Origin of the sequence: Sphingobium sp. B12D2B, assembly GCF_025961775.1 — a bacterium.
Taxonomy (GTDB): domain Bacteria; phylum Pseudomonadota; class Alphaproteobacteria; order Sphingomonadales; family Sphingomonadaceae; genus Sphingobium.
Map to the genome: position 1 here is coordinate 1,561,250 of NZ_JAOQOH010000001.1, position 19,329 is coordinate 1,580,578.

Here is a 19,329-nt window from a genome sequence, read left to right on the forward strand (position 1 = left end):
TCCCGCCAGTCGATTGTCCGCCCCATACCGATAAAACGCGGGATACCGGTGGAAAATGGTGAGCCCTGCTGGGTTCGAACCAGCGACCTACTGATTAAAAGTCAGTTGCTCTACCGACTGAGCTAAGGGCCCCCAAGCGGGTGTCGCGATCCCCTAAAGGTGCGGGCTCTGGCGGTCAACCGGCTTGGCGGCTTTTACAGCCGCGATCATCTGGCTGGGGTGGGTTTGCGCAGGCGGGAGGTTAGATGGCGGATGGTGAGGCCGGACACAGGATCTTGTGCATCCGGAGCGATCGCGCGCAGCGGCTCGAGGACGAAGGCACGGTCTGCGATGGCCGGATGCGGTACGGTCAGACGTTTGCTGCGCACGGCGCCGCCAGACCAGAGCAGCAGGTCGAGATCCAGCGTGCGCGCGCCCCAGCGGCGGTAGCGGCGGCGATGGAAGGTGCGCTCGATGGCCTGAAGCTGGTCGAGCATCGCCAGCGGTAGCAGCCTCGTGCTCACAATGGCTGCCGCATTGGCATAAGTGCGCGCGGACGGGCCCAGGGGGCGCGAGTCGATGATGGGGGAGGCTCGAACAAGGCTGAGGGGCGCGAAGTCGAGGGCATCGAAGGCGGCGCGCAGGATGTCGCGCGGGCGCATCCCCGCCATCGGACGATTGGCGCCGATGCCGACAGCGTAGATCTGCTCGCCGGTTCCCGGCGACCGATGGTCGCGCGCCAGAGGGTGGATGCTTGCCTTGTTCATCCGCCAGGGCCTATCCGCAGGGCATGTCCATGACCAGACCTGTTATAAGCCCCGTGCCCGGCGCCGAACCGGCGCGCGATTGTCCCCTATGTCCGCGTCTGGTCGCCTTTCGCCAGGCCTGTCGGATCGAGTATCCGGACTGGTGGAACAGTCCAATCCCCGCCTTTGGCGATCCGGATGCACGCATTGTTCTGGTGGGACTGGCGCCCGGCAAACATGGCTCTAACCGCACCGGGAGGCCGTTCACCGGCGATTATGCGGGCGACCTCCTGTTCGCCACGCTCGACAAATTCGGTCTTTCGCGTGGCACATATGACGCGCGTGTGGATGATAGTCTTGAGCTGGTGGATTGCGCGATCCTCGCGAGCGTGAAATGCCTGCCGCCACAGAACAAGCCGACCCCCGAGGAAATCCGCACGTGCCGTCCGTTTCTGGATGCGGAGGTCACGTTGCTGCCCAAGGCGCGCATCTTCATCGCGCTCGGGCAGATCGCGCATCAATCCGCGGTGAAAGTGCTGGGTGGGCGGCTGCCCAAGGCCCGCTTCGCGCATCTCGCCGAGCACCGGATGCCCGATGGGCGCATGCTGATCGATAGCTACCACTGCTCGCGCTACAATACGAACACCGGGCGGCTGACGGCGGAGATGTTCGAGGCGGTTTTCGATCGGGCGCTGGCTTTGCGGGATAGCCTTTAAGCGACGCGGTGATAGGCAGGTTTTATCCGTCGGGCATTGCGCCCGTTGGATGAAGTTCGGGCGGCAACCTTGCGCGCGGCTGTTCCTTCACGACGCAGCAATGGTCGTGAGAGAACGCGCATGCCAAACAGGTTCCAGGGTGCAGACATTGCTGACCGGCCTTATCTCGCCAAGCTGAAGGCCCGGCTCAAGAGGCTGGTGAACGCGAGGGACTGAAAGCCACCGCCGCGCTCGCCGGGTTTATCGCAGCAGATAGTCGTAATAAGCGCCATCCGGCGGGCCACCGGCGGCAGCCTGCACGCCATCCAGGGCGCCTTCCGGTAGCGAGGCGAGCGACTTGGCATGATGCTCTTCGCTGGCCCATTTCTCGATGAAGATGAAGCGGTGCTCGTTGCCCAGGTCCCGCATCAGTTCGACGCCTTCACAGCCATCGGCAGCCTTCACCGTGCCTGAGAGGGCGATGAGGGCCGCTTCCATCTCGGCGCTTTTGCCGTCTGCGGCGGGAATGATGTAGAGGCGAGCCACGGTCATACACATCTCCTTATGCAGCGATGGTTACACATCCTGCGCCAGCCGTCCATAAAGCTCGGGCCTGCGATCGCGAAAAAAGCCCATGCCGGCACGGTGCTTGCGTGCGCGGTCAAGATCGAGCGTGGCGATGAGCGCGCCGGTCTGCCAGTCTTCCGCCTCGGCCACCAGATCGCCCCATTCGTCTGCGATGAAGCTGTGGCCGTAGAAGCTTTGTTCGCCGGTGGCGCCGGCCATCTGCTCGCGGCCGATGCGATTGGCGGCGATGACCGGCATGCAGTTGGAGACGGCATGGCCCTGCATCGCCCGCCGCCACATGCGGCTTGTATTCAGATCCCCATCATAAGGCTCCGAGCCGATCGCTGTGGGGTAGAGCAGCACCTCTGCGCCCATCAGCGCCATGGCGCGGGCTGTTTCCGGATACCATTGGTCCCAGCAGATGCCGACGCCGATCGTGCCATATTTCGTCTCCCACACCTTGAAGCCGGTGTTGCCGGGCCGAAAATAATATTTCTCCTCATAGCCCGGCCCGTCCGGGATATGGCTCTTGCGGTAGACGCCCATGATCTCGCCCTGATCGTCGATCATGGCGAGGCTGTTATAATGGTGCTGGCCATCCCGCTCGAAGAAGCTGGTGGGGATGTAGACGCCCTGCGTCTTGGCCAGCTTCTGCATCGCCAGCACGGCAGGATGCTCGGTGAGCGGGCGCGCGCGGGCAAACAGAGCCTCGTCCTCGACCGTGCAGAAATACAGGCCCTCGAACAGTTCGGGCGGTAGAATGATCTTGGCACCGCGCGCTGCGGCCTTGGCGACATGATCCTCCACCAGCGCGATATTGGCGGCCTCATCGTCCGAAAAGGCGAGCTGAAGCGCGGCGACCGTGAGATGAGACATGGCGTGATCCTGCGGCGGAAGGGGTCAGACGGCGGCCGGCAGATGCATGCTCATGCAATGGAAGCTGCCGCCGCCGCGCAATATGGCATCGGACGGCAGGCCGACAATAGCCCGGCCCGGAAAGAATGGCGCGAGCGCATCCAGCGCGGCCTGATCATTGGCCGCGCCATATTGCGGCACGATGACGGCGCCGTTGGTGATGCAGAAGTTCATGTAGCTCGCTGGCACGATGTGCCCGTCAATCTCGTATCGACCGACCGACGGCATTGCGGCGACCTCCAACCCATAGGCGCGGGCGCGCGCTGTGGCATCGGCATAGATGGCGGTGTTGGGGTCATCCCCGGTGCTGGCCTGCGGCACGGCAAGAATGCCGGGCGCCACGAAGCGGGCGAGATTGTCGACATGTCCATCGGTGTGATCGTTCAGCAAGCCATCACCCAGCCAGAGCATGGACGACAGGCCAAGGGTGCCGGAGAGGATCGTCTCGATCTGCTTGCGATCCAGCGTGGGGTTGCGATTGGGGTTGAGCAGACATTGGTCGGTCGTCACGAAGAGCCCGGTGCCATCCGTATCAAGCGCGCCGCCTTCCAGGAAGATGGGGACGTGACGGCAGGGCAGGCCGGTCGTGGCGGCAAGGCGCGCGCCGATGTCCTCATCGCCTGCCATTTGAAACTTGCCGCCCCAGCCGTTGAAATCGAAATCGACGAGGGCGCGTGAGCCATCGGCGCCGAGGATGCCGAGAGGGCCGGTGTCGCGCAGCCAGATGTCGCCGAAGGGTTCGTGGCGGACCTCTACGGCGGGGGAGACAAGGGTGCGGGCGTAGAGGGCATCTGGCTCAGTACGCGCGAGAAGTGCAACGCGCTGGCCCTGGCTGGAGACCGCATTTGCAAATTCTGCTGCCTGGAACTGGGCATCCGAACGCGCTGAGGGCCATTCCGACGGGTCGCCGGGACAGCCAATCCAAAGCAGTTCCTGCGCGGTCCACTCTGCCGGTAGGATGTAAGACATTCGGCGTTCTCTCTCGTTTCGCGAGCGTCTTGGCCGACATAGCTTGCAATGACAAGGTGCGCTTTCGTCGCGGTCGGTGCTTGTTTTTTTCGGAGGGGGCTGCGCCTATGATGTGTCGAGTCTGTGCTTTTTCGCCGGGCTGACGTGGTGCAAACTGATGGGTCTGGCGGAAGGCAATCCAGCAATAACCGAATAGCAATGCTTTCGACGGTCATTCTCGCTAGGAACATCGGCGGTGTCAGGCCGTCGCGCGGCGCTGCCAACTCTGCTGCACCAGCACACGAAGAGGGTGTCCCGCATGGTTTCCCGTCAAAGTGAAACTCAGTTTCTGTTCAAATTGGTTGCGCTCGGCAATGGCATCAGAAGCGATAATGGACTAACGGCGATTGGGTCGCCCCCAACCTTCTTTATTTGAAAGATGCAGGGAAAATAAAATAGACGATGATCCTAATATATTATCCTTAAATATAGTGGCATTGAATATTTATATTAATTCTATGAAGTTAAAATCTATGCTTATAGATGTATCTCGTTTGATTTGGCGCATGAAAAGAGGTTTGTTGCCGACAGGTATTGATCGAACATGTCTTGCGTATATTTCTCATTATCGCGGTCGCGCCCATGCAGTCATTCAGTTCGGGAAGGTGACAGCGGTTTATCCCCTTGAATGTTCCCGAGAATTGTTCGAGGTCTTACTTTCATCCCATAAAGGTGGTGGTGGCCACCGATTGCCCTCCCTCGTTTGGCGGGGCGTGCGGGAGCTTTTGAGAGGTCGGGTGCGGCGGCGTGACCTCACCGGAGCCATTTATCTGAATGTCGGTCACACGGGCCTCGATAAGGTGAGCCATGAGGCTTGGGTTCAGAAATCGGGCGTGAGACCAATCTATTTTGTGCATGATCTCATTCCGATAACTCACCCCGAATATTGTCGTCCGAGAGAATTAGAGAAGCATCGTCACCGCATCACTGCGTTATTGCGCAATGGAACTGGCATCATCGGAAACAGCCGCGATACGCTTGATGAGTTGAAAATTTTTGCCAGTTACCAAGGATCGTTGGAAATGCCGCCGACGCTTCTGGCACCTTTAGGGGCCGATTTCTCTGATAGACAGCAAGCCCCGAGACCCGATACGACTTTGCCGGTGCGGCCCTATTTTGTCATGCTCGGCACGATTGAAGGACGGAAGAATCACCTCTTTATTCTTACGATCTGGGCAGAGATGGCTCGGCGTTTGGGGGCAGCGTGTCCGCAACTCGTTATCATTGGCCAGCGCGGCTGGGAAAGTGAGCAGGCGGTCGATATGTTGGAGCGCAGCGCGGCGCTGCGTGGGCACGTTATCGAGCTGTCACGCTGTGACGATGCGGAGCTCCAAGCCTATATGTGCGGGGCGCGAGCGCTGCTCTTTCCATCTTTCGTCGAAGGATATGGTCTTCCGCTCGTGGAAGCGCTGGCCAGCGGGACGCCGGTCATAGCCAGCAATCTTGGGGTCTTTCGTGAGCTTGCGGGCGACATTCCAGAGTATCTCAGTCCGATTGATGGTCTGGGATGGTCTGAGTTGATTGAGGATTTTGCGCAGCCCGACAGCATTCGGCGCGCAGATCAGCTAAAGCGTCTTGCTAGCTGGCAGCCGCCAACTTGGGCGGATCATTTTGCCAAGCTCGATCCCTGGTTGGAGGAGTTAGCTGCTCAGCCGTAAGTGGCAACGCTCGCGAGCTGCCACTGGCCGGTTCGATTGCTAACCAGCCGCTCTACGGAAGACTCCACCAATATACTCGTCGCCGTCTCGCTCGCCAGCCCGCCATAGACGAGGCAGCGATCGTGCAACACGCGGCGGAAGGACTCGTAGACGTTCGCATCAGGCGCCTGCGGGCGCATCCAGAAGTCGTCGAGCCGACCCTGGTGGGTGATTTGCGGTATGTTGTAGATCGCCTTGCCCAGCGCCATGGTGGGGACGCCAGCGGCGAGGGCCAGCGTGGCTGAGGTGCTGTTGATCGTTACCATGCCGAGGGTGTCCGCCGTCAGTTCCTCAAGGACGCCCCCAGCAATGTGCAAGATACGATCTTCGATGCCGGCCTTGCGGGCCTGGCTCATGATATGATTGCGCCAGCTCATGAAGCTGCAATCGAGCGGATGCTCCTTGATGAGCAGGCGGACATGCTTGGGCGCGCGGCGAGCGAAGCTGTAAAGCACGTAATCCAGCGCTTCCTTCATGTCCGCGAACGGCGAATGCTCGCGAATTTGGAAATCGGTGGAGAGTTGCAACGGGAAGAGGAAATAGGGCGCCTCAGGCAGCCGCGCGAGGGTCTCCTCGGCGCGGCGAGCATCTGCCTTTTCCCGCGCGAATTTATAGAGCCAGCCAAAGCCCTCCATCATCAGGGACCCGGTTCGGTGCGACTGATAGAAAGGATAGAGCGGCCGCCCAAACCAGGTGCGTGAGTAATAGCGCCAGGCATCGCGCGCGCGGCGGTTGAAGCTGGCGGTGATGACCGGGCGCTGCGGCAACGGGGGCAGGTTGCGCGCCGCTTGCAGATACCATTCCGGGTCTCGCGGCAGCGAGCTGTTGCCGTTCACGCCGCTCGGCTCCAGGGTTAGCCAGTCCGGACGAATATAGCCTTCTTCAAAGACATGCACGTCGATCTTGCGAAGCTGTGCCATGCGATGGGCCGCCATGTGCAGAGGGCGGCAATCGCCGAACAGAATGATGTCGGTGATGGCATTGTCGCTCAGGAAGCGATCAATGAACAGGGTCCACCGCTTCCGGCTTCCGCGATAATTGGTGGCCTCGCCGGGCCAATCGGCGAGATCGCCGCCATTCAGATTGATGCGAAAAATACCGCATTCGAGAGTGCGAAGTCGTTCGGCCAATTGCCAGAAGAAGGGCCCCGGCGGCCCCTGCAGGAACAGGAAGTTCCGATGCGCTATGGGCTGGAATTTCATCTGTTTCCCAACATGTGCGCGATGGCCCGTCTAGCCAAACCAACCAACTTTCTGAGCGGGACTAGCGCAACATTTTGACGCTGAACACCAGAAATGAGACGCATGACAAGTATTTCTGCCGTGCATGGCAAATTGGTTACGGGGTCCAGATAGCGCGGATATTGAATAAGCACATGGGCCGTTAACGCATCTAGCGTTAAGGCCCTGTTTCGACGCGGCAGGGATGGGCCGAGATCATTGGTGAGCCCCCAGCCCGCAAAGAAGGGCATGCCGTGCGTCGTCACCGGTGTCCCGTGCAACAGCGCTTCGAACCCGGCGAGGGAGGTGATGACGTGCACCTCGTCCGCCATGGCGATCAAAGCGCTGATCGGGCTGCCGGGGTCGATCTCGTTCGCCAGATCCAGCGCGATATTCGTCGGGATGGCGCCGCGCCGATGGCCCGCTTCAACATCGGGATGCGGTCGATAGACGATCCACGCATCCGGTGCGCCTGCGCGAACCCGGCGGAGCAGTTCAAGGTTGGACTGGACCGCCCCGCCACCGAACTGGACGGACCGGTCGTCCTCGACCTGGCCGACCGCGACAAGATGGCGCTTCTGGCCGCCCCGGCGCGGCAAAGTGGCCGCCCGGCCGATGCCATATTTGCTGACGCCCTCGCGCACCAGCCATTCGCGCAGACGGCGCGCGCGGGCCAGCATGTCGGGGGAGGGGGTGCGTTGCGCCAGCATCTCCTCCAGCCGGTTGGGGCGGGTGGGGTCGTAGTGGACGCCCAGATCGTCGACGATGATGGAAAGCGGTGGCACGCAGTCCGCGCCGAGTCCGGCCGAGCGGATGAAGCCATCCTCCACTTCCATCACTGGCCAGGGACCCGCCTCGATCTCCGCCAGCAGGGCAGGGGGAACGCGCGCCTTCCACACAGCAATGGCATCGCTGGACTTGAGATCGCGCAGGGCCGCGGGATTGGCGGGACGGAACGGGACGGCGCTGCCGGCCCAGAGCAAGGGGTCCACCGTATCGCGCTTCCAGTGCGCGAAACCGAATGCCGCCGCGATCGGGCGGTTGGCGTCGATCAAGCGCCGCCAGCTCGCCAGCGTTTCGATCACATCGAGTGCGCTGGCGAGCTGGCCGGTGAACGGGTCTGCGTAGGCGACGTTCTGCACCAGATGCCGCTCAACCAAAGCGGCGATGATGGCCTCAGTCTCGGGGGCGCCGGGCGCGCGGTCGGACAGCGCAGCGAATGCGCCTTCACCGTTAAAAAGAACGCGCCTGCCCGCGATGGCGCTGAGCAGCATCAGCGGATCGTCGGCGGACCCGGACACGCATTCTTCTGCGATTGTCCAAGGATCGTCCGGCGCCCAGAACGGACCACCGACGCGATGTTGTCGCAGGGCCGCGAGGATTTGCTCCGCGGTTGCGGAGCGGACATGGCTCTCGCCCCCCGCAGCGCTGACCACCGGATAGGGTTTGCCGCCGGGAAAAGGAGGAACGGCGAGGATCGTCTGTGCGGCGAGCGTCATGGGCGATGCACTTTCTCCAGCCAGCCCGTCGGCGGCTTGGGCACGGCGGCGTGGGGATCGGCACGCATCGCTTCGATCACGCGGTTCAGCCAGGGCGACAGGAGGGCCATGTCGGGATTATGACGGGAGGCCACCCCTGTGACCAGACTGGAGGGGCCGGAATAAGCCGCAAACAGCGTATCGGCGCTGGTCTTCGGAACGAGGCGGTCGAGATCGCCTTGGACGAACAACACAGGGACCTTGATCGCCTTCAACGCCTCCCGATTGTCCCATCGATCCGGGATGAAGGCGCGGCTGATCTTTGGCGCGGCGGCAGCAATGCGAACGAAAACGCTCATCGCGATCACGCCAGCGATATCCGGTTCTCTTGCTGCGGCATGAAGCGCCACGGAAGAGCCCAGCGAATGGCCGATCAACCAAATACGCGCGCCGGGCCCGGCCAGATCCCCCGCCTTTGCGATGAACGCGCTCGCATCGGTCATCAGGCCGTCTTCGCTCGGTCGGCCCGGATTGGCGCCGAAGCCGCGGTAAGACGCAGCCAGAACCGCATTGCCTGTCCCGGCCAGATGCTGGGCAGCATTCGCATTCATTTCGGCATTCCAGTTGCGGCCGTGGAACATCACGAAGATGTCGGGGTCGCCCGGCGCGCCCGGCCAGTAATAGCCGGTGAGTGCGAGATGATCCTTCGTGGTGACGCTGATGGTCTGGGGTGGCGCGCCGACCCATCGGGTCACGGCGGCTTTGTTATGGGGAGAATAGAGAACGTCACGTGATAGAGACGCACAGCCCGGCGTCATCCCCAGCAACGCCAACAGCACCATGGTCTGCCGCGCACGCCCCCGCCTGCTATGGCGCGGCTTGCCCGGACGATCCTGTGTCTCGCGCACGATCCTCACCTAGGGCGAGACGCGCGCGCTGAGAATCCCTTCGACCAGCGGAACGTCGCTGGGGTTGTTCACCTCTACGATGGGATAGCCTTGTTCCTCAAGCGTGACGACCGAGACCGGTATGCCCGCGACGAGGAAGCGCAACTGTTCGAGGCCCTCGACTGCCTCCAGCATCGTCGGCCCCAGCGCGACATAGCGCTCTAGCGCGGCGCGGCGATAGGCATAGAGGCCAAGATGGAGCAGCACAGGCATGTCCTCGTTCGGCATGCGGCCTTCAGGGAGATAGGGGAGGATGCGCTTGGAGAAATACAGCGCTTCCGAACGACCGTTGACCACGACGGTGGTGCCACCCACGCGGCCCTGCGCGGCATCCTCGGCAAGGTGGCGATAGGTTTCGTGTGAACACCGCACCGCCACGGTCGCGACCTGCACCTCCGGATTGGCGTGCATATGGTCGATCAGGGCAGCGACGAAAGCCGGCGGGGTGAGCAGCGCATCGCCCTGGAAGTTGACGAGCAGCTGCGCATTGGGCAGCGCGTCGAGGCAGGCCGCCACCCGCTCGGTGCCATTGCCGCAGCTTTCCGGTGTCATCAGCCACTGGCCGCCAAAGCCATCGACTTCGTCGGTGATCCGCTTGTCGTCCGTCGCGACGACGACGGCCGCGTCTTCGCAGACTGCGAGTGCGCCATCATGGCTCCACCCGATGAGCGTATTCGTGATGCCATCAGGGCCCATGATGGGCGCCAGCGGTTTGCCGGGATAACGGCTCGATCCATAGCGTGTCGGGATAATGATGACGGTCCCAGCGTCAGCCAGGGCAGGGCGCTCACTCATGCGGCTTCCCGTCGTCGAATCTCGGGCCGAATGCAAGCCGGGTTCCATCAGCCTCGCGGTCAATCTGGGCGTGACGTTGACCGGCGATCATGGCGCACCCGCTCAGGGCGCGAGATCGTGAATATGCGCGATGCCCACGGGCTTTGCGCGGTCATCCTGCGCCGTGACGAACAGCACCGTGATCTTGGCATCGTTCATGAGGGTGAGAACTTCTTCCACCAGCGTGCCCACGGGCACAGTGATGGGGGCGCTGGTCATGATATCGGCCGCGCGGGCGGTAAGCACATGGTCGAAGGCGCGGCGCAAATCGCCATCGGTGATGATGCCGACCAGGGAGCCATCATCGGACACGACGCCCGCCACGCCCTTGCCGCCGCTTGTCATCTCGAAAACCACGTCGCGCATCGGCGCGTCCCAGCGGACCAGGGGAAGCGGGTCGTTGACGTTGATCACTTCTTCGATCGGCGCGAGGCGCGAGCCGATGTCTCCGCCGGGATGCCATTGGGCAATATCGGTGCGCGTGAGGCCGCGACGTTCCATGGCAGCCATGGCCAGCGCGTCGCCAAGCGCCAACATCATCGTGGTGGAGGTCGTCGGCGCAATCCGCACGGGACAGGCCTCTGGTGCGTCGGGCAGTTGCAGGACGATATCGGCTGCGACGCCCAGCGGCGAATGACGCCGCGAGACGATGCCGATCACCTGTACGCCCCGCCGCCCGGCATAAGTGAGCAGCGGGCGCAATTCCGGCGAAAAGCCGCTGTTGGAGAGAATGATCAGCACATCGCCCTGACTCAGCATCCCCAGGTCGCCATGGGCTGCTTCCCCGGCGTGAAGAAAGAAGGAGGACGTGCCGGTCGCAGCAAAGGTTGCAGCGATCTTGCGGGCAATATGGCCGGACTTTCCGACGCCGGCGACGACGACACGGCCGGGCGTGTTCAAGATGACGTTGACGGCATCCGAAAAGGACTGATCGAGCGACGCAGCCAAGGCTGCGAGACCAGCGGCCTCTTGCGTGATAACGGACAGGCCCGCCTCGAGCGTTCTTTCATGGTCTACCCGGGAAGGGTGAAAGGAACGCGGGTGAACAGTAGCCATGTCGACGGAATTTCCCTGATTTGCGCCTTGGGCTAGCTTTGGCTGCGCTTTCGCGCAACTCATTTTTGCACCGCAACAACTCATCGCTTGCTCAGAACAACTGGCCTTAACAAATCGATGATTTAAGGTTTTAACGCCAAGGCTCTTAATAACCTGTTCCGTCTACTTTGGCGCATTCGCTCCACTCCGGCTCTCGTCGCGAATCGTCCGGAATTCTGCGGTTGGGAACCAGTTGGGCCACACGTCGCTCTGCGCCAGTTCGCGGCCGATGCGATAGTGAAGCTGGAGATCGCTTGCCGCGCCGGCCCAGTTCCAGCGGGGATCATATTCGTCCTGCGGCTTGTGATAGCGGTGGACCGTGTAATCTTCGGCCGCGGCCTGGCCGGCCGTCACGCCGCCATCCACCAGGTCCTCGCCGCTCTCGGCATACAGCATGGGCACGCCCTGCTTTGCGAAGCTGAAATGGTCGGAGCGGTAGAAGCTGCCTTTCTCCGGCGCTGGCTCGGGCTTGATGACGCGGCCCGCATCCTTGACGGCGCGTTCGAGGAACAGCTCCAGCTCGGATTTGCCGCCGCCGATGACCACCACGTCGCGGGTCGGGCCCGCCATGTTCAGCGCATCCATGTTGATGCCACCCACCGTCCGCGCGAGCGGGAAGACGGGGTTCTCGGCATAATAAGCCGAACCGAGCAGGCCGGCTTCCTCCGCCGTCACGGCGAGGAACACCAGGGTGCGCGCAGTGGGTCCGGCGTCACGGTGAGCCTTGGCCAGCGCAATCAGCGCGGCCGTGCCCGTCGCGTTATCGACCGCGCCATTGCAGATGTCGTCGCCATCGATTGGTTCGCACCGGCCCAGATGATCCCAGTGCGCGGTGTAGAGCACATAATCGTCAGGCCGGCTGGTGCCGGGGAGAATGCCGATCACGTTGCGGGAGCGTTGGCGGCGGACCGTGTTGTTGATGGTGATGCTGGCCTTGAGGTCACCCAAGGGCACCGCCCGGAAGCCCGGGCGCTTGGCCGCCGCGCTGAGCGCGACGAAATCCTTGCCGGCCGCAGCGAAGACGCGTTTGGCAGCATCGAGCGTCACCCAGCCAGCCGCGGCGGACTGATCCATATGATCGCCCGGCACATCGATGTTGAGCTGCGGCCCGGTCCAGGAGGAGACGACCACGTCCCATGGATAAGCGGCCGGAAATGTCTCGTGAACGATCAGCGCGGCAACCGCGCCTTGCCGCGCGGCTTCCTCATATTTGTAGGTCCAGCGGCCATAATAGGTCATGGCGCGACCCTCGAAGGGACCGTCGAGACCTTCCATCTCGTAATCGGGATCGTTGACGAGGATGACCACCGTCTTGCCGCGCACATCAACGCCGGCATAATCGTTCCAGCCCCGTTCGGGCGCGTTGATGCCGTAGCCGACGAACACCATGTCGCTGGCCGCCACCGTGCTGGTCGGCACCACCCGATAGGTGCCCGCGACCATATCCGTTTTGTAGGCGAGGTTGATGGCGGTTTTGGCCCCGGCGATCCGCAAGGTCATGTCCGGCGAGGGTGTCAGTTCGACCAGCGGCACGTCCTGTGTCCAGCTTCCCTTGTTGCCCGGTTTCAGGCCAGCCTTGCGCATCTGGGCGATGAGATAGGAGACGGTCTTTTCCTCGCCGACAGTCCCGGGCGCGCGCCCTTCGAAAGCGTCCGAGGACAGGGTGCGCGTGACGCTTTTGAGCAGATTGATGTCGATGGGTTTTGCCATCACGGCGGCAGGCAAAACAAATGCCGGGTCCGCTGACACGGGCGCGGCATCGGCCGTGCTTTTCAGTGGCGTGGCTGTGGGTTGGCACGCAGCGAGAAGCGCGAGAGGGAGAGCGATCGCGAGACGAGGGAGGCGCATGGGTACTTCTTCCAGCAACAGGCAAGGTGATAGTCGCTCATGTCAGGGTCTGCTTGCGTGTTCAACATGAAGCCGCTTAATCAGAGGCATGGCTGTGCCGTCATGCTTTGGTGGGGCCATTTACGAGGGGGGATTTCTATGATTTCGACCGGCGTCGTCGCGCGGGTTATGGGCGCGAGCTTGTTTAGTATCGCGGTCGGCGCGGGGGCGGCCGGCGCGGCGGCGGGTGCCCCGTCGAGCGTCGAGCAGGCGGCCGCGACCTTTGGAGCGCGCCCGAGCGTGCAGCACGCCAGTCTCTCCCCCGACGGGGCTTTGCTCGCAACCATCGAGCCCATTGGTGCACGCGGCACGCAGGTCCGCATTCTCGATCTCACTCGGGAGGACTCCCGTCCTGTCGGCATCCTGCAGGCATCGGGATCACCCGAACGGCTGAGCTGGTGCCGTTGGAGCGGGACCCGCCGTCTCCTTTGCAGTATTTATGGGGTGTTCCCACTCAACGACGGCCAACTCAGCTACGCCAGCCGGCTGATTGCGATCGATGCGGACGGCAAGCGGATGCAGTCACTTCGATTGCCGGGTACCAAGGGGAATGCGCTGGGCTACCGGCTGTTCGGCGGATCTGTGCTGGATTGGAACCCTGGGCAGGACGGCCATGTGCTCTTGCTCCGCGAGTTTGTGCCGGAATCCACGACCGGCACGCGGCTCGCGCAGGTTGCCGATGGCCTTGGCGTGGATCAGGTCGATACGATTTCCATGCGGACGGTCTCTGCGATCGAGCGGCCACGCCCAGCTAATACTGAGTTCATCAGCGACGGCCAGGGCCACATTCGCATTCGTGGCATAGATCCCAACAGAACCTCGGAGGGCTATGCGTCCGGCATCACGCGCTACCAGTATAGCGGTGCAGACGGTAGCAACTGGCGGCTCCTGGGCGATTTCGATTCAAGGACGGGTGAGGGGTTCAATCCCTATTATGTCGATCCTGCCTTGAACCTTGCTTACGGCTTGCGGAAGCTGGACGGTCGCTATGCCGCCTATTCGGTGTCGCTTGACGGCCAAGCGTCGGAGAAGCTGCTGCTGGCCCGCCCGGATGTCGACGTCGAGGGGTTCGTGACGATCGGGCGCAATTCACGCGTCATCGGCATTTCCTACACCACCGATAAGACGGAGGTTGAATATATCGACCCCGAGCTCAAGCGGTTGAGCAAGGCGCTTTCGCGCGGCTTGCCAAACTTGCCTCTCATCCATTTTCAGGATTCCAGTCAGGATGAGCGCAAGCTGCTGCTTTGGGCTGGGAGCGATGTCGACCCCGGCCGCTATTATCTTCTGGACCGTGAGATGCGCGGCCTGACGGAGTTGGCCTTTAGCCGCGCGGGGACGCAGAACCTGTCGCTCGCGACCGTCCGGCACATCACGTTCGATGCTGCGGACGGCACCAAGATTCCTGCCTATCTGACCCTGCCGCCGGGGAGCGACGGAAAAGGGCTTCCCGCCATCGTGATGCCGCATGGCGGCCCGAGCGCACGGGATAGCTGGGGCTTTGACTGGATGGTGCAGTTCTGGGCCAATCAGGGCTACGCTGTGCTGCAGCCGAACTTCCGGGGCTCGTCCGGCTATGGCGATACGTGGTTCCAGACCAATGGGTTCAAGAGTTGGAACGTGGCCATCGGCGACGTTGTCGATGCCGGGCGCTGGCTGATCCGCGAAGGGATTGCCGACCCGCGCAAGCTCGTCGTCTCTGGCTGGTCTTACGGCGGCTATGCCGCGCTCCAGTCGGCTGCTGTGGAACCGGATTTGTTCCGCGCCGTGATTGCCATTGCCCCTGTGACCGATCTGGAAAGGCTGAAGAATGAGTGGTCCGGCTGGAGCAACTATTATCTGCAGAAGGACTTCATCGGCTCGGGCCCTCATATCGAGCAGGGCTCGCCAGCCCGGCAGGCGGGTCGCATCAAGGCGCCGGTCCTCATGTTCCACGGCACGTTCGACCGCAATGTGAACGTTGGCCAGTCACGGCTGATGTCTGATCGGCTGCGGCAGGCGGGGAAGGACGGGACGCTGGTCGTCTACGAGCAGCTGGACCATTATCTGGATGACAGCGAAGCGCGGAAAGACATGTTGGTCCAGTCCGCCAACTTCCTGCAGAAAGCGCTGAACGCCGCGCCTTGAGCGCGGCGTTCAGCCTCAGCCGAAAGGCTGCGTCGCAGAGCAGGCGCGCGATCATGAAAAAAGGCGGCCCGTTGCCGGACCGCCTTTTTTGAAATCTGCCTGAGAGGCCGATCGATCAGCGCGAGTAGAACTCGACGACCAGGTTCGGCTCCATCTTCACCGGATAGGGCACCTCGTCCAGCGTGGGGACGCGGGTGTAGGTGATCTTGGTGGCGCCATCGGGGGCGAGATAGTCGGGGATGTCGCGCTCGGGCAGGCTCTGAGCCTCGAGAACGAGCGCCATTTCCTGCGCCTTCTTGCCGAGCGTGATCTCGTCGCCCGGCTTCACCAGACGCGACGCGATGTTGCACTTCACGCCGTTCACATAAATGTGGCCGTGCGAGACGATCTGGCGAGCCGAGAAGATCGTCGGCGCGAACTTGGCGCGGTAGACAACCGCGTCCAGACGACGCTCGAGCAGGCCGATGAGGTTCTGGCTGGTGTCGCCCTTCATGCGGCTGGCTTCGATGTAGCTCTTCTTGAACTGCTTCTCTGTCACGTCGCCATAATAGCCCTTGAGCTTCTGCTTGGCGCGCAGCTGGATGCCGTAGTCGGACATCTTGCCCTTGCGGCGCTGGCCGTGCTGACCGGGGCCATATTCACGCTTGTTGACCGGGCTCTTGGGGCGACCCCAGATGTTCTCGCCCATGCGACGGTCGAGCTTGTACTTGGCGCTTGTGCGCTTCGTCATGATGACTTTCCTTCAATTGCGAACAACGTCTGCCGCGCCCTCAAAGGGTTTGGCGTCGATCCCGGTCTTTCGCCTGACACTCATTTTCAGAGGCAGGGCCGCCGCTGCACCGGGGTGCGGGGCCGATTGCGCAGGCGCGCCTATGGCGGGCGAGGGGCGGAAAGTCAAGGTGCCGTCGCGGTGGCGGTCTTTCGCGCGGGGGGTGTGGTCAGGCGCGGAAGCTCCGGCCCCACGCCGTCATACAGCAGGCGCAGGGTAGGGGAGGCCTGGACGATGCGCCAGCAGCCCCAACTGAGCGCCATTGTGAGCGCGGTGATCACGCCCGCCTTTACCACCACCGGCATGGGGATGTGCTGGCCGACGACCACGAGACCGGCCGTAATCGGCAGATGGACAAGATAAATCACGAAGGCCCCGCTCACCAGCGCCTGCACTGCCGGGCTTGGCCCGTCGGCCAGCCGCTTCATGGCAGCAATGAGGGCCCGCGTCATGGTGATCGCCGCAATGGCGCCGATGAACCGCTCCGTCATCGGGTGCACGTCTCGTCCGATCTGGAGGTAGAGCAGGGTGGCGGCGAGGGCGATCAGCGCAAGCAACGCGGAAGGCTTGTGCAGTGCTGCGCGGAACTGCGGGGCGCGGCAGACCAGCCAGCCAAGCGCGAACCACGGCGCGAACTGGATCAACTGGTCGATCCGCAGGATTTGCTGGGGCAGGTTGGTGGCAAAACCCCAGGCATAGAAGAGCTCGATCGCCCCGGCCTGCCAAGCGCCGATCACGACGCCGAGGCCGATCACGGCCGCTGCCATATGCCGGCCAAGCCAGTCATCGATACGGGCGGGAAGCATAGCCTGCGCCGCGCGCGGCGCGAGATGGCAGAGCAGAGCGGCCGCGCCGCACAGATAAAGCAGCACGATGATGAACCACAAATGCCGCACCCAATATCCGCCGGATTGCAGGCTGTTCTTCTCCAGCGAGCCCAAGGCGCCCCAGAGGCTGAAATTGGAGAGTTCGCAGAATAGATTGAGCAGCGGATTGAGGGTGAGCAACGCGGCAACGAAGGGCAGGCCGAGGCGGATCAGGCGGTTCTTCATCCACGCGCCGGGCGCGCGGCGCATCAGCAGCAGCGCGGTGAAATAGCCAGCGATCACGAAGAAAGCGGGCATTCTGAACAGGTGGATGATGCCGGCGATCCATGTGAAGATGAGATCACCTTCGCCCGCATTGACGATCCACACGTCATTGGCGCGATAGGCCATGGCGACATGATAGGGAATGCCGAGCAGCATGAGCAGGGCGCGCATGGCGTCCCAATGATGTTCACGACCCGAAACGTCTGTTCTCATTCTTCTTCCTGACGCGCACCAGCCTTGAACAAGAAAGCGCTCGGGCACCAGAGCGGTGGCACGGCTGGCCGCGATGGCAGGGAGGTTCGTCGGTTTTGACCCGCAAGATGGCGGCAATGGGCCGGTCGCTCGGTGTCGGCTTCCCTGATTGTCAGCGGGGACGCGGATTGGCCAGCGCGGAGAGAACGCCGCGCAGGGTGCGCACTTCGAGGCTGTTCCAGCCGGGCTTGGTGAGCACGCCGCGCAGGGTACGCCGTGTCGCCGGGGCGCGATCGGGCGGGTAGAAATAGCCGGCTTGCTCGAGCATGCCATCGAGCTGGGCGATCATGCCCTCCAGCTCTTCCTGCGGGGCGGGGGGCAGCAGGTCGGTGTGGGTCGGCTGGCTGAGCGCCGCCTGCTTGGACCATTCATAAGCGCACAGGATGACGGCCTGCGCGAGGTTGAGCGAGCCGAACTCCGGGTTGATCGGAACCGTGAGGATAGCCCGGGCAAGCGCCACATCGTCGGTTTCCAGCCCGGAACGCTCCGGGCCAAAGACGATGGCACTGCGCCCCTGCGCAAGGTGGATATCCCGCGCGGCTTCTTCCGGCGTCACGACAGGCTTGGTCACGCCGCGCTTGCGCACGGTGGTGGCATAGACATGCGGACAGTCCGCCACGGCATCGGCCAGCGTCTCGAACACCTGCGCGTTGGCCAGAACCCCGTCCGCGCCCGCGGCTGCGGGGCCGGCCGCCGGATTGGGCCAACCATCGCGCGGCGTGACCAGCCGCATCTCGGTCAGCCCAAAATTGAGCATCGCCCGCGCCGCCTTGCCGATGTTCTCGCCGAGTTGAGGGCGGACGAGGACGATGACGGGGCGTGGAGTGTCATGCCCTTGCACTTGCTCACTTTCCTCCGTTCGCCCTGGGCGAAGTCGAAGGGCCGAGCTGAGCGCAGGCGAGGCGGTAGCGCTGACGGAAGGAAATGCGGCTGTTTCTTCCCCGTTCGTCCTGAGTTGCTGCTGAGCCTGTCGAAGCGGCGTATCGAAGGACTTGCGCGCCGCTTCCTTGAGGGCCGCAAAATCTCCCGCGATCAGCGCTTCCTTCTTCTTGCGTGACCAGCCCTTGATCTGTTGCTCCGCACTCAATGCTTCCTCGCGCGTTCCGAACGATTCCGACCACGAAAGAGCGACCGGCAAGCGCGTTGCTGTGTAGCCGGGAATTGATCCAGACTCATGCTGGGCAATGCGCAGGTCAAGATTGTCCGTATGGCCGACATAATAGCTGCCATCCGCGCACTTTAGCAGATAGGTGTAGAAGCTCATGGCAAGGCCCTTCGATACGCCACTTCGACAGGCTCAGTGGCTACTCAGGGCGAACGGGAGTGAGGCAGGTCTCAGTCTCACTCCCCACCAACCTCACGGATCGACCCTGCGAACGACTCAAAATCCTTCGCCTCGGTGAAATCGCGATAGACGCTGGCGAAGCGGATGTAGGCAACGCTGTCCAGCCCCTTGAGACCTTCCATGGCCAGTTCGCCGATGCGGGCGGCCGGGACTTCCGTCTCGCCGCTGGTTTCGAGCTGGCGCTGGATGCCCGAGACCAGCCGCTCGATGCGCACCGTGTCGATCGCTCGCTTGCGGCAGGCGATTTCGATGGAGCGCGCGAGCTTGTCCCGGTCGAAGGGTTCGCTGGTGCCGTTCGATTTGGCGACGGCAATGTCGCGCAACTGTATGCGCTCGAAGGTGGTGAAGCGCGCGCCGCAGCCTTCGCACTGGCGACGGCGACGGATCGCGGCGCCGTCCTCCGTAGGGCGGCTGTCCTTCACCTGGCTGTCTTCATGGGCGCAATAAGGGCAACGCATTTAGCGGCGAATCCTCTGCCAGAAGGCGATACCGGCGCCGGCCACAAGGCCAAGCGGCAGCGAGACGACCGGCAGGACCAGCCCGGCCACGGCGCCAATGGCCGCACCGGTCAGCACCGGCTTGGTCGAGGGATGGGCAAGCCCCTGCTTGGCCATGCCGGTGGCTTCCGCCTTGGCGCGCTGGGCGAGATCGTCGGGCTTGCGCATCGGTCGCGGTCC

At 62.9% G+C, this 19,329-nt stretch carries 18 protein-coding genes and 1 tRNA gene; 3 read left to right on the forward strand and 16 right to left on the reverse strand.

What is annotated here, in order from left to right; all coding sequences use genetic code 11:
* Window positions 1–56: 56 nt before the first annotated feature.
* Together M2335_RS07420 and folK are read right to left on the reverse strand one after the other, a co-directional pair.
* Window positions 57–132, reverse strand: a tRNA-Lys gene (locus M2335_RS07420).
* A gap of 74 nt (window positions 133–206) precedes the next feature.
* Window positions 207–746 (reverse strand): 2-amino-4-hydroxy-6-hydroxymethyldihydropteridine diphosphokinase, encoded by a 540-nt coding sequence (gene folK / locus M2335_RS07425; RefSeq protein ID WP_264594272.1) that lies wholly within the window; start codon window positions 744–746, stop codon window positions 207–209.
* 23 nt (window positions 747–769) lie between these two features.
* Here folK and M2335_RS07430 point away from each other — a divergent pair, with 23 nt between their 5' ends.
* Window positions 770–1,441 (forward strand): uracil-DNA glycosylase, encoded by a 672-nt coding sequence (locus M2335_RS07430; RefSeq protein WP_264594273.1) that lies wholly within the window; start codon window positions 770–772, stop codon window positions 1,439–1,441.
* A gap of 240 nt (window positions 1,442–1,681) precedes the next feature.
* Here the strand turns inward: M2335_RS07430 and M2335_RS07435 are convergent, their stop codons facing one another.
* Genes M2335_RS07435 through M2335_RS07445 form a run of 3 tightly spaced genes read right to left on the reverse strand, consistent with a single transcriptional unit; the run spans window position 1,682 to window position 3,871 of the window.
* Complete coding sequence (locus M2335_RS07435) at window positions 1,682–1,972, reverse strand: putative quinol monooxygenase (RefSeq protein WP_264573133.1); 291 nt, start codon at window positions 1,970–1,972, stop codon at window positions 1,682–1,684.
* 24 nt (window positions 1,973–1,996) lie between these two features.
* Complete coding sequence (aguB, locus tag M2335_RS07440) at window positions 1,997–2,863, reverse strand: N-carbamoylputrescine amidase (RefSeq protein WP_264594274.1); 867 nt, start codon at window positions 2,861–2,863, stop codon at window positions 1,997–1,999.
* 24 nt (window positions 2,864–2,887) lie between these two features.
* On the reverse strand, window positions 2,888–3,871 hold the full coding sequence (locus M2335_RS07445; protein WP_264594275.1) for an agmatine deiminase family protein: 984 nt from the start codon (window positions 3,869–3,871) through the stop codon (window positions 2,888–2,890).
* A 476-nt stretch (window positions 3,872–4,347) separates the two neighbouring features.
* On the opposite strand from M2335_RS07445, the gene M2335_RS07450 reads away from it, so the two are divergent.
* Entirely contained in the window at window positions 4,348–5,568 is a 1,221-nt protein-coding gene (locus M2335_RS07450; RefSeq protein ID WP_264594276.1) for a glycosyltransferase family 4 protein, read from the forward strand.
* On the opposite strand, the gene M2335_RS07455 is transcribed toward M2335_RS07450, so the two are convergent.
* The 6 genes from M2335_RS07455 to M2335_RS07480 all read right to left on the reverse strand — a co-directional run bounded on the left by M2335_RS07455 (window position 5,559) and on the right by M2335_RS07480 (window position 13,029).
* Window positions 5,559–6,809 carry a capsule biosynthesis protein gene (locus tag M2335_RS07455; protein ID WP_264594277.1) on the reverse strand — a complete coding sequence of 417 codons (1,251 nt, stop codon included), beginning with the start codon at window positions 6,807–6,809 and terminating at the stop codon, window positions 5,559–5,561. The two genes, M2335_RS07450 and M2335_RS07455, sit on opposite strands and share 10 nt — an antisense overlap.
* A complete protein-coding gene (locus M2335_RS07460; RefSeq protein ID WP_264594278.1) occupies window positions 6,806–8,326 on the reverse strand; it encodes a hypothetical protein in 1,521 nt (506 codons plus the stop codon). The genes M2335_RS07455 and M2335_RS07460 overlap by 4 nt, the downstream gene beginning before the upstream one ends.
* Window positions 8,323–9,213, reverse strand: a complete 891-nt coding sequence (locus tag M2335_RS07465) for an alpha/beta hydrolase (protein WP_264594279.1) — start codon at window positions 9,211–9,213, stop codon at window positions 8,323–8,325. The genes M2335_RS07460 and M2335_RS07465 overlap by 4 nt, the downstream gene beginning before the upstream one ends.
* 9 nt (window positions 9,214–9,222) lie before the next feature.
* Entirely contained in the window at window positions 9,223–10,047 is an 825-nt protein-coding gene (locus M2335_RS07470) for a 3-deoxy-manno-octulosonate cytidylyltransferase (RefSeq protein ID WP_264594280.1), read from the reverse strand.
* Between the two features lie 102 nt (window positions 10,048–10,149).
* Complete coding sequence (locus M2335_RS07475; protein WP_319799386.1) at window positions 10,150–11,034, reverse strand: KpsF/GutQ family sugar-phosphate isomerase; 885 nt, start codon at window positions 11,032–11,034, stop codon at window positions 10,150–10,152.
* A gap of 270 nt (window positions 11,035–11,304) precedes the next feature.
* Window positions 11,305–13,029 carry a M28 family metallopeptidase gene (locus M2335_RS07480; RefSeq protein WP_413716107.1) on the reverse strand — a complete coding sequence of 575 codons (1,725 nt, stop codon included), beginning with the start codon at window positions 13,027–13,029 and terminating at the stop codon, window positions 11,305–11,307.
* A 138-nt stretch (window positions 13,030–13,167) separates the two neighbouring features.
* Here M2335_RS07480 and M2335_RS07485 point away from each other — a divergent pair, with 138 nt between their 5' ends.
* Entirely contained in the window at window positions 13,168–15,195 is a 2,028-nt protein-coding gene (locus M2335_RS07485; RefSeq protein WP_264594282.1) for an alpha/beta hydrolase family protein, read from the forward strand.
* Between the two features lie 115 nt (window positions 15,196–15,310).
* On the opposite strand, the gene rpsD is transcribed toward M2335_RS07485, so the two are convergent.
* The 5 genes from rpsD to M2335_RS07510 all read right to left on the reverse strand — a co-directional run bounded on the left by rpsD (window position 15,311) and on the right by M2335_RS07510 (window position 19,317).
* Window positions 15,311–15,925 carry a 30S ribosomal protein S4 gene (rpsD, locus tag M2335_RS07490; RefSeq protein WP_181560017.1) on the reverse strand — a complete coding sequence of 205 codons (615 nt, stop codon included), beginning with the start codon at window positions 15,923–15,925 and terminating at the stop codon, window positions 15,311–15,313.
* 164 nt (window positions 15,926–16,089) lie between these two features.
* Window positions 16,090–17,268, reverse strand: coding sequence for an acyltransferase family protein (locus tag M2335_RS07495; RefSeq protein WP_264594283.1), 1,179 nt, complete (start codon window positions 17,266–17,268; stop codon window positions 16,090–16,092).
* Window positions 17,269–17,419: 151 nt separating this feature from the next.
* Window positions 17,420–18,571 (reverse strand): TrmJ/YjtD family RNA methyltransferase, encoded by a 1,152-nt coding sequence (locus tag M2335_RS07500; RefSeq protein WP_264594284.1) that lies wholly within the window; start codon window positions 18,569–18,571, stop codon window positions 17,420–17,422.
* A gap of 77 nt (window positions 18,572–18,648) precedes the next feature.
* The gene (nrdR, locus tag M2335_RS07505) at window positions 18,649–19,110 is read right to left on the reverse strand and encodes a transcriptional regulator NrdR (protein ID WP_264594285.1); all 462 of its coding nucleotides are present in this window, start codon (window positions 19,108–19,110) and stop codon (window positions 18,649–18,651) included.
* Window positions 19,111–19,317, reverse strand: coding sequence for a hypothetical protein (locus M2335_RS07510; protein WP_264594286.1), 207 nt, complete (start codon window positions 19,315–19,317; stop codon window positions 19,111–19,113).
* Window positions 19,318–19,329: the final 12 nt, after the last annotated feature.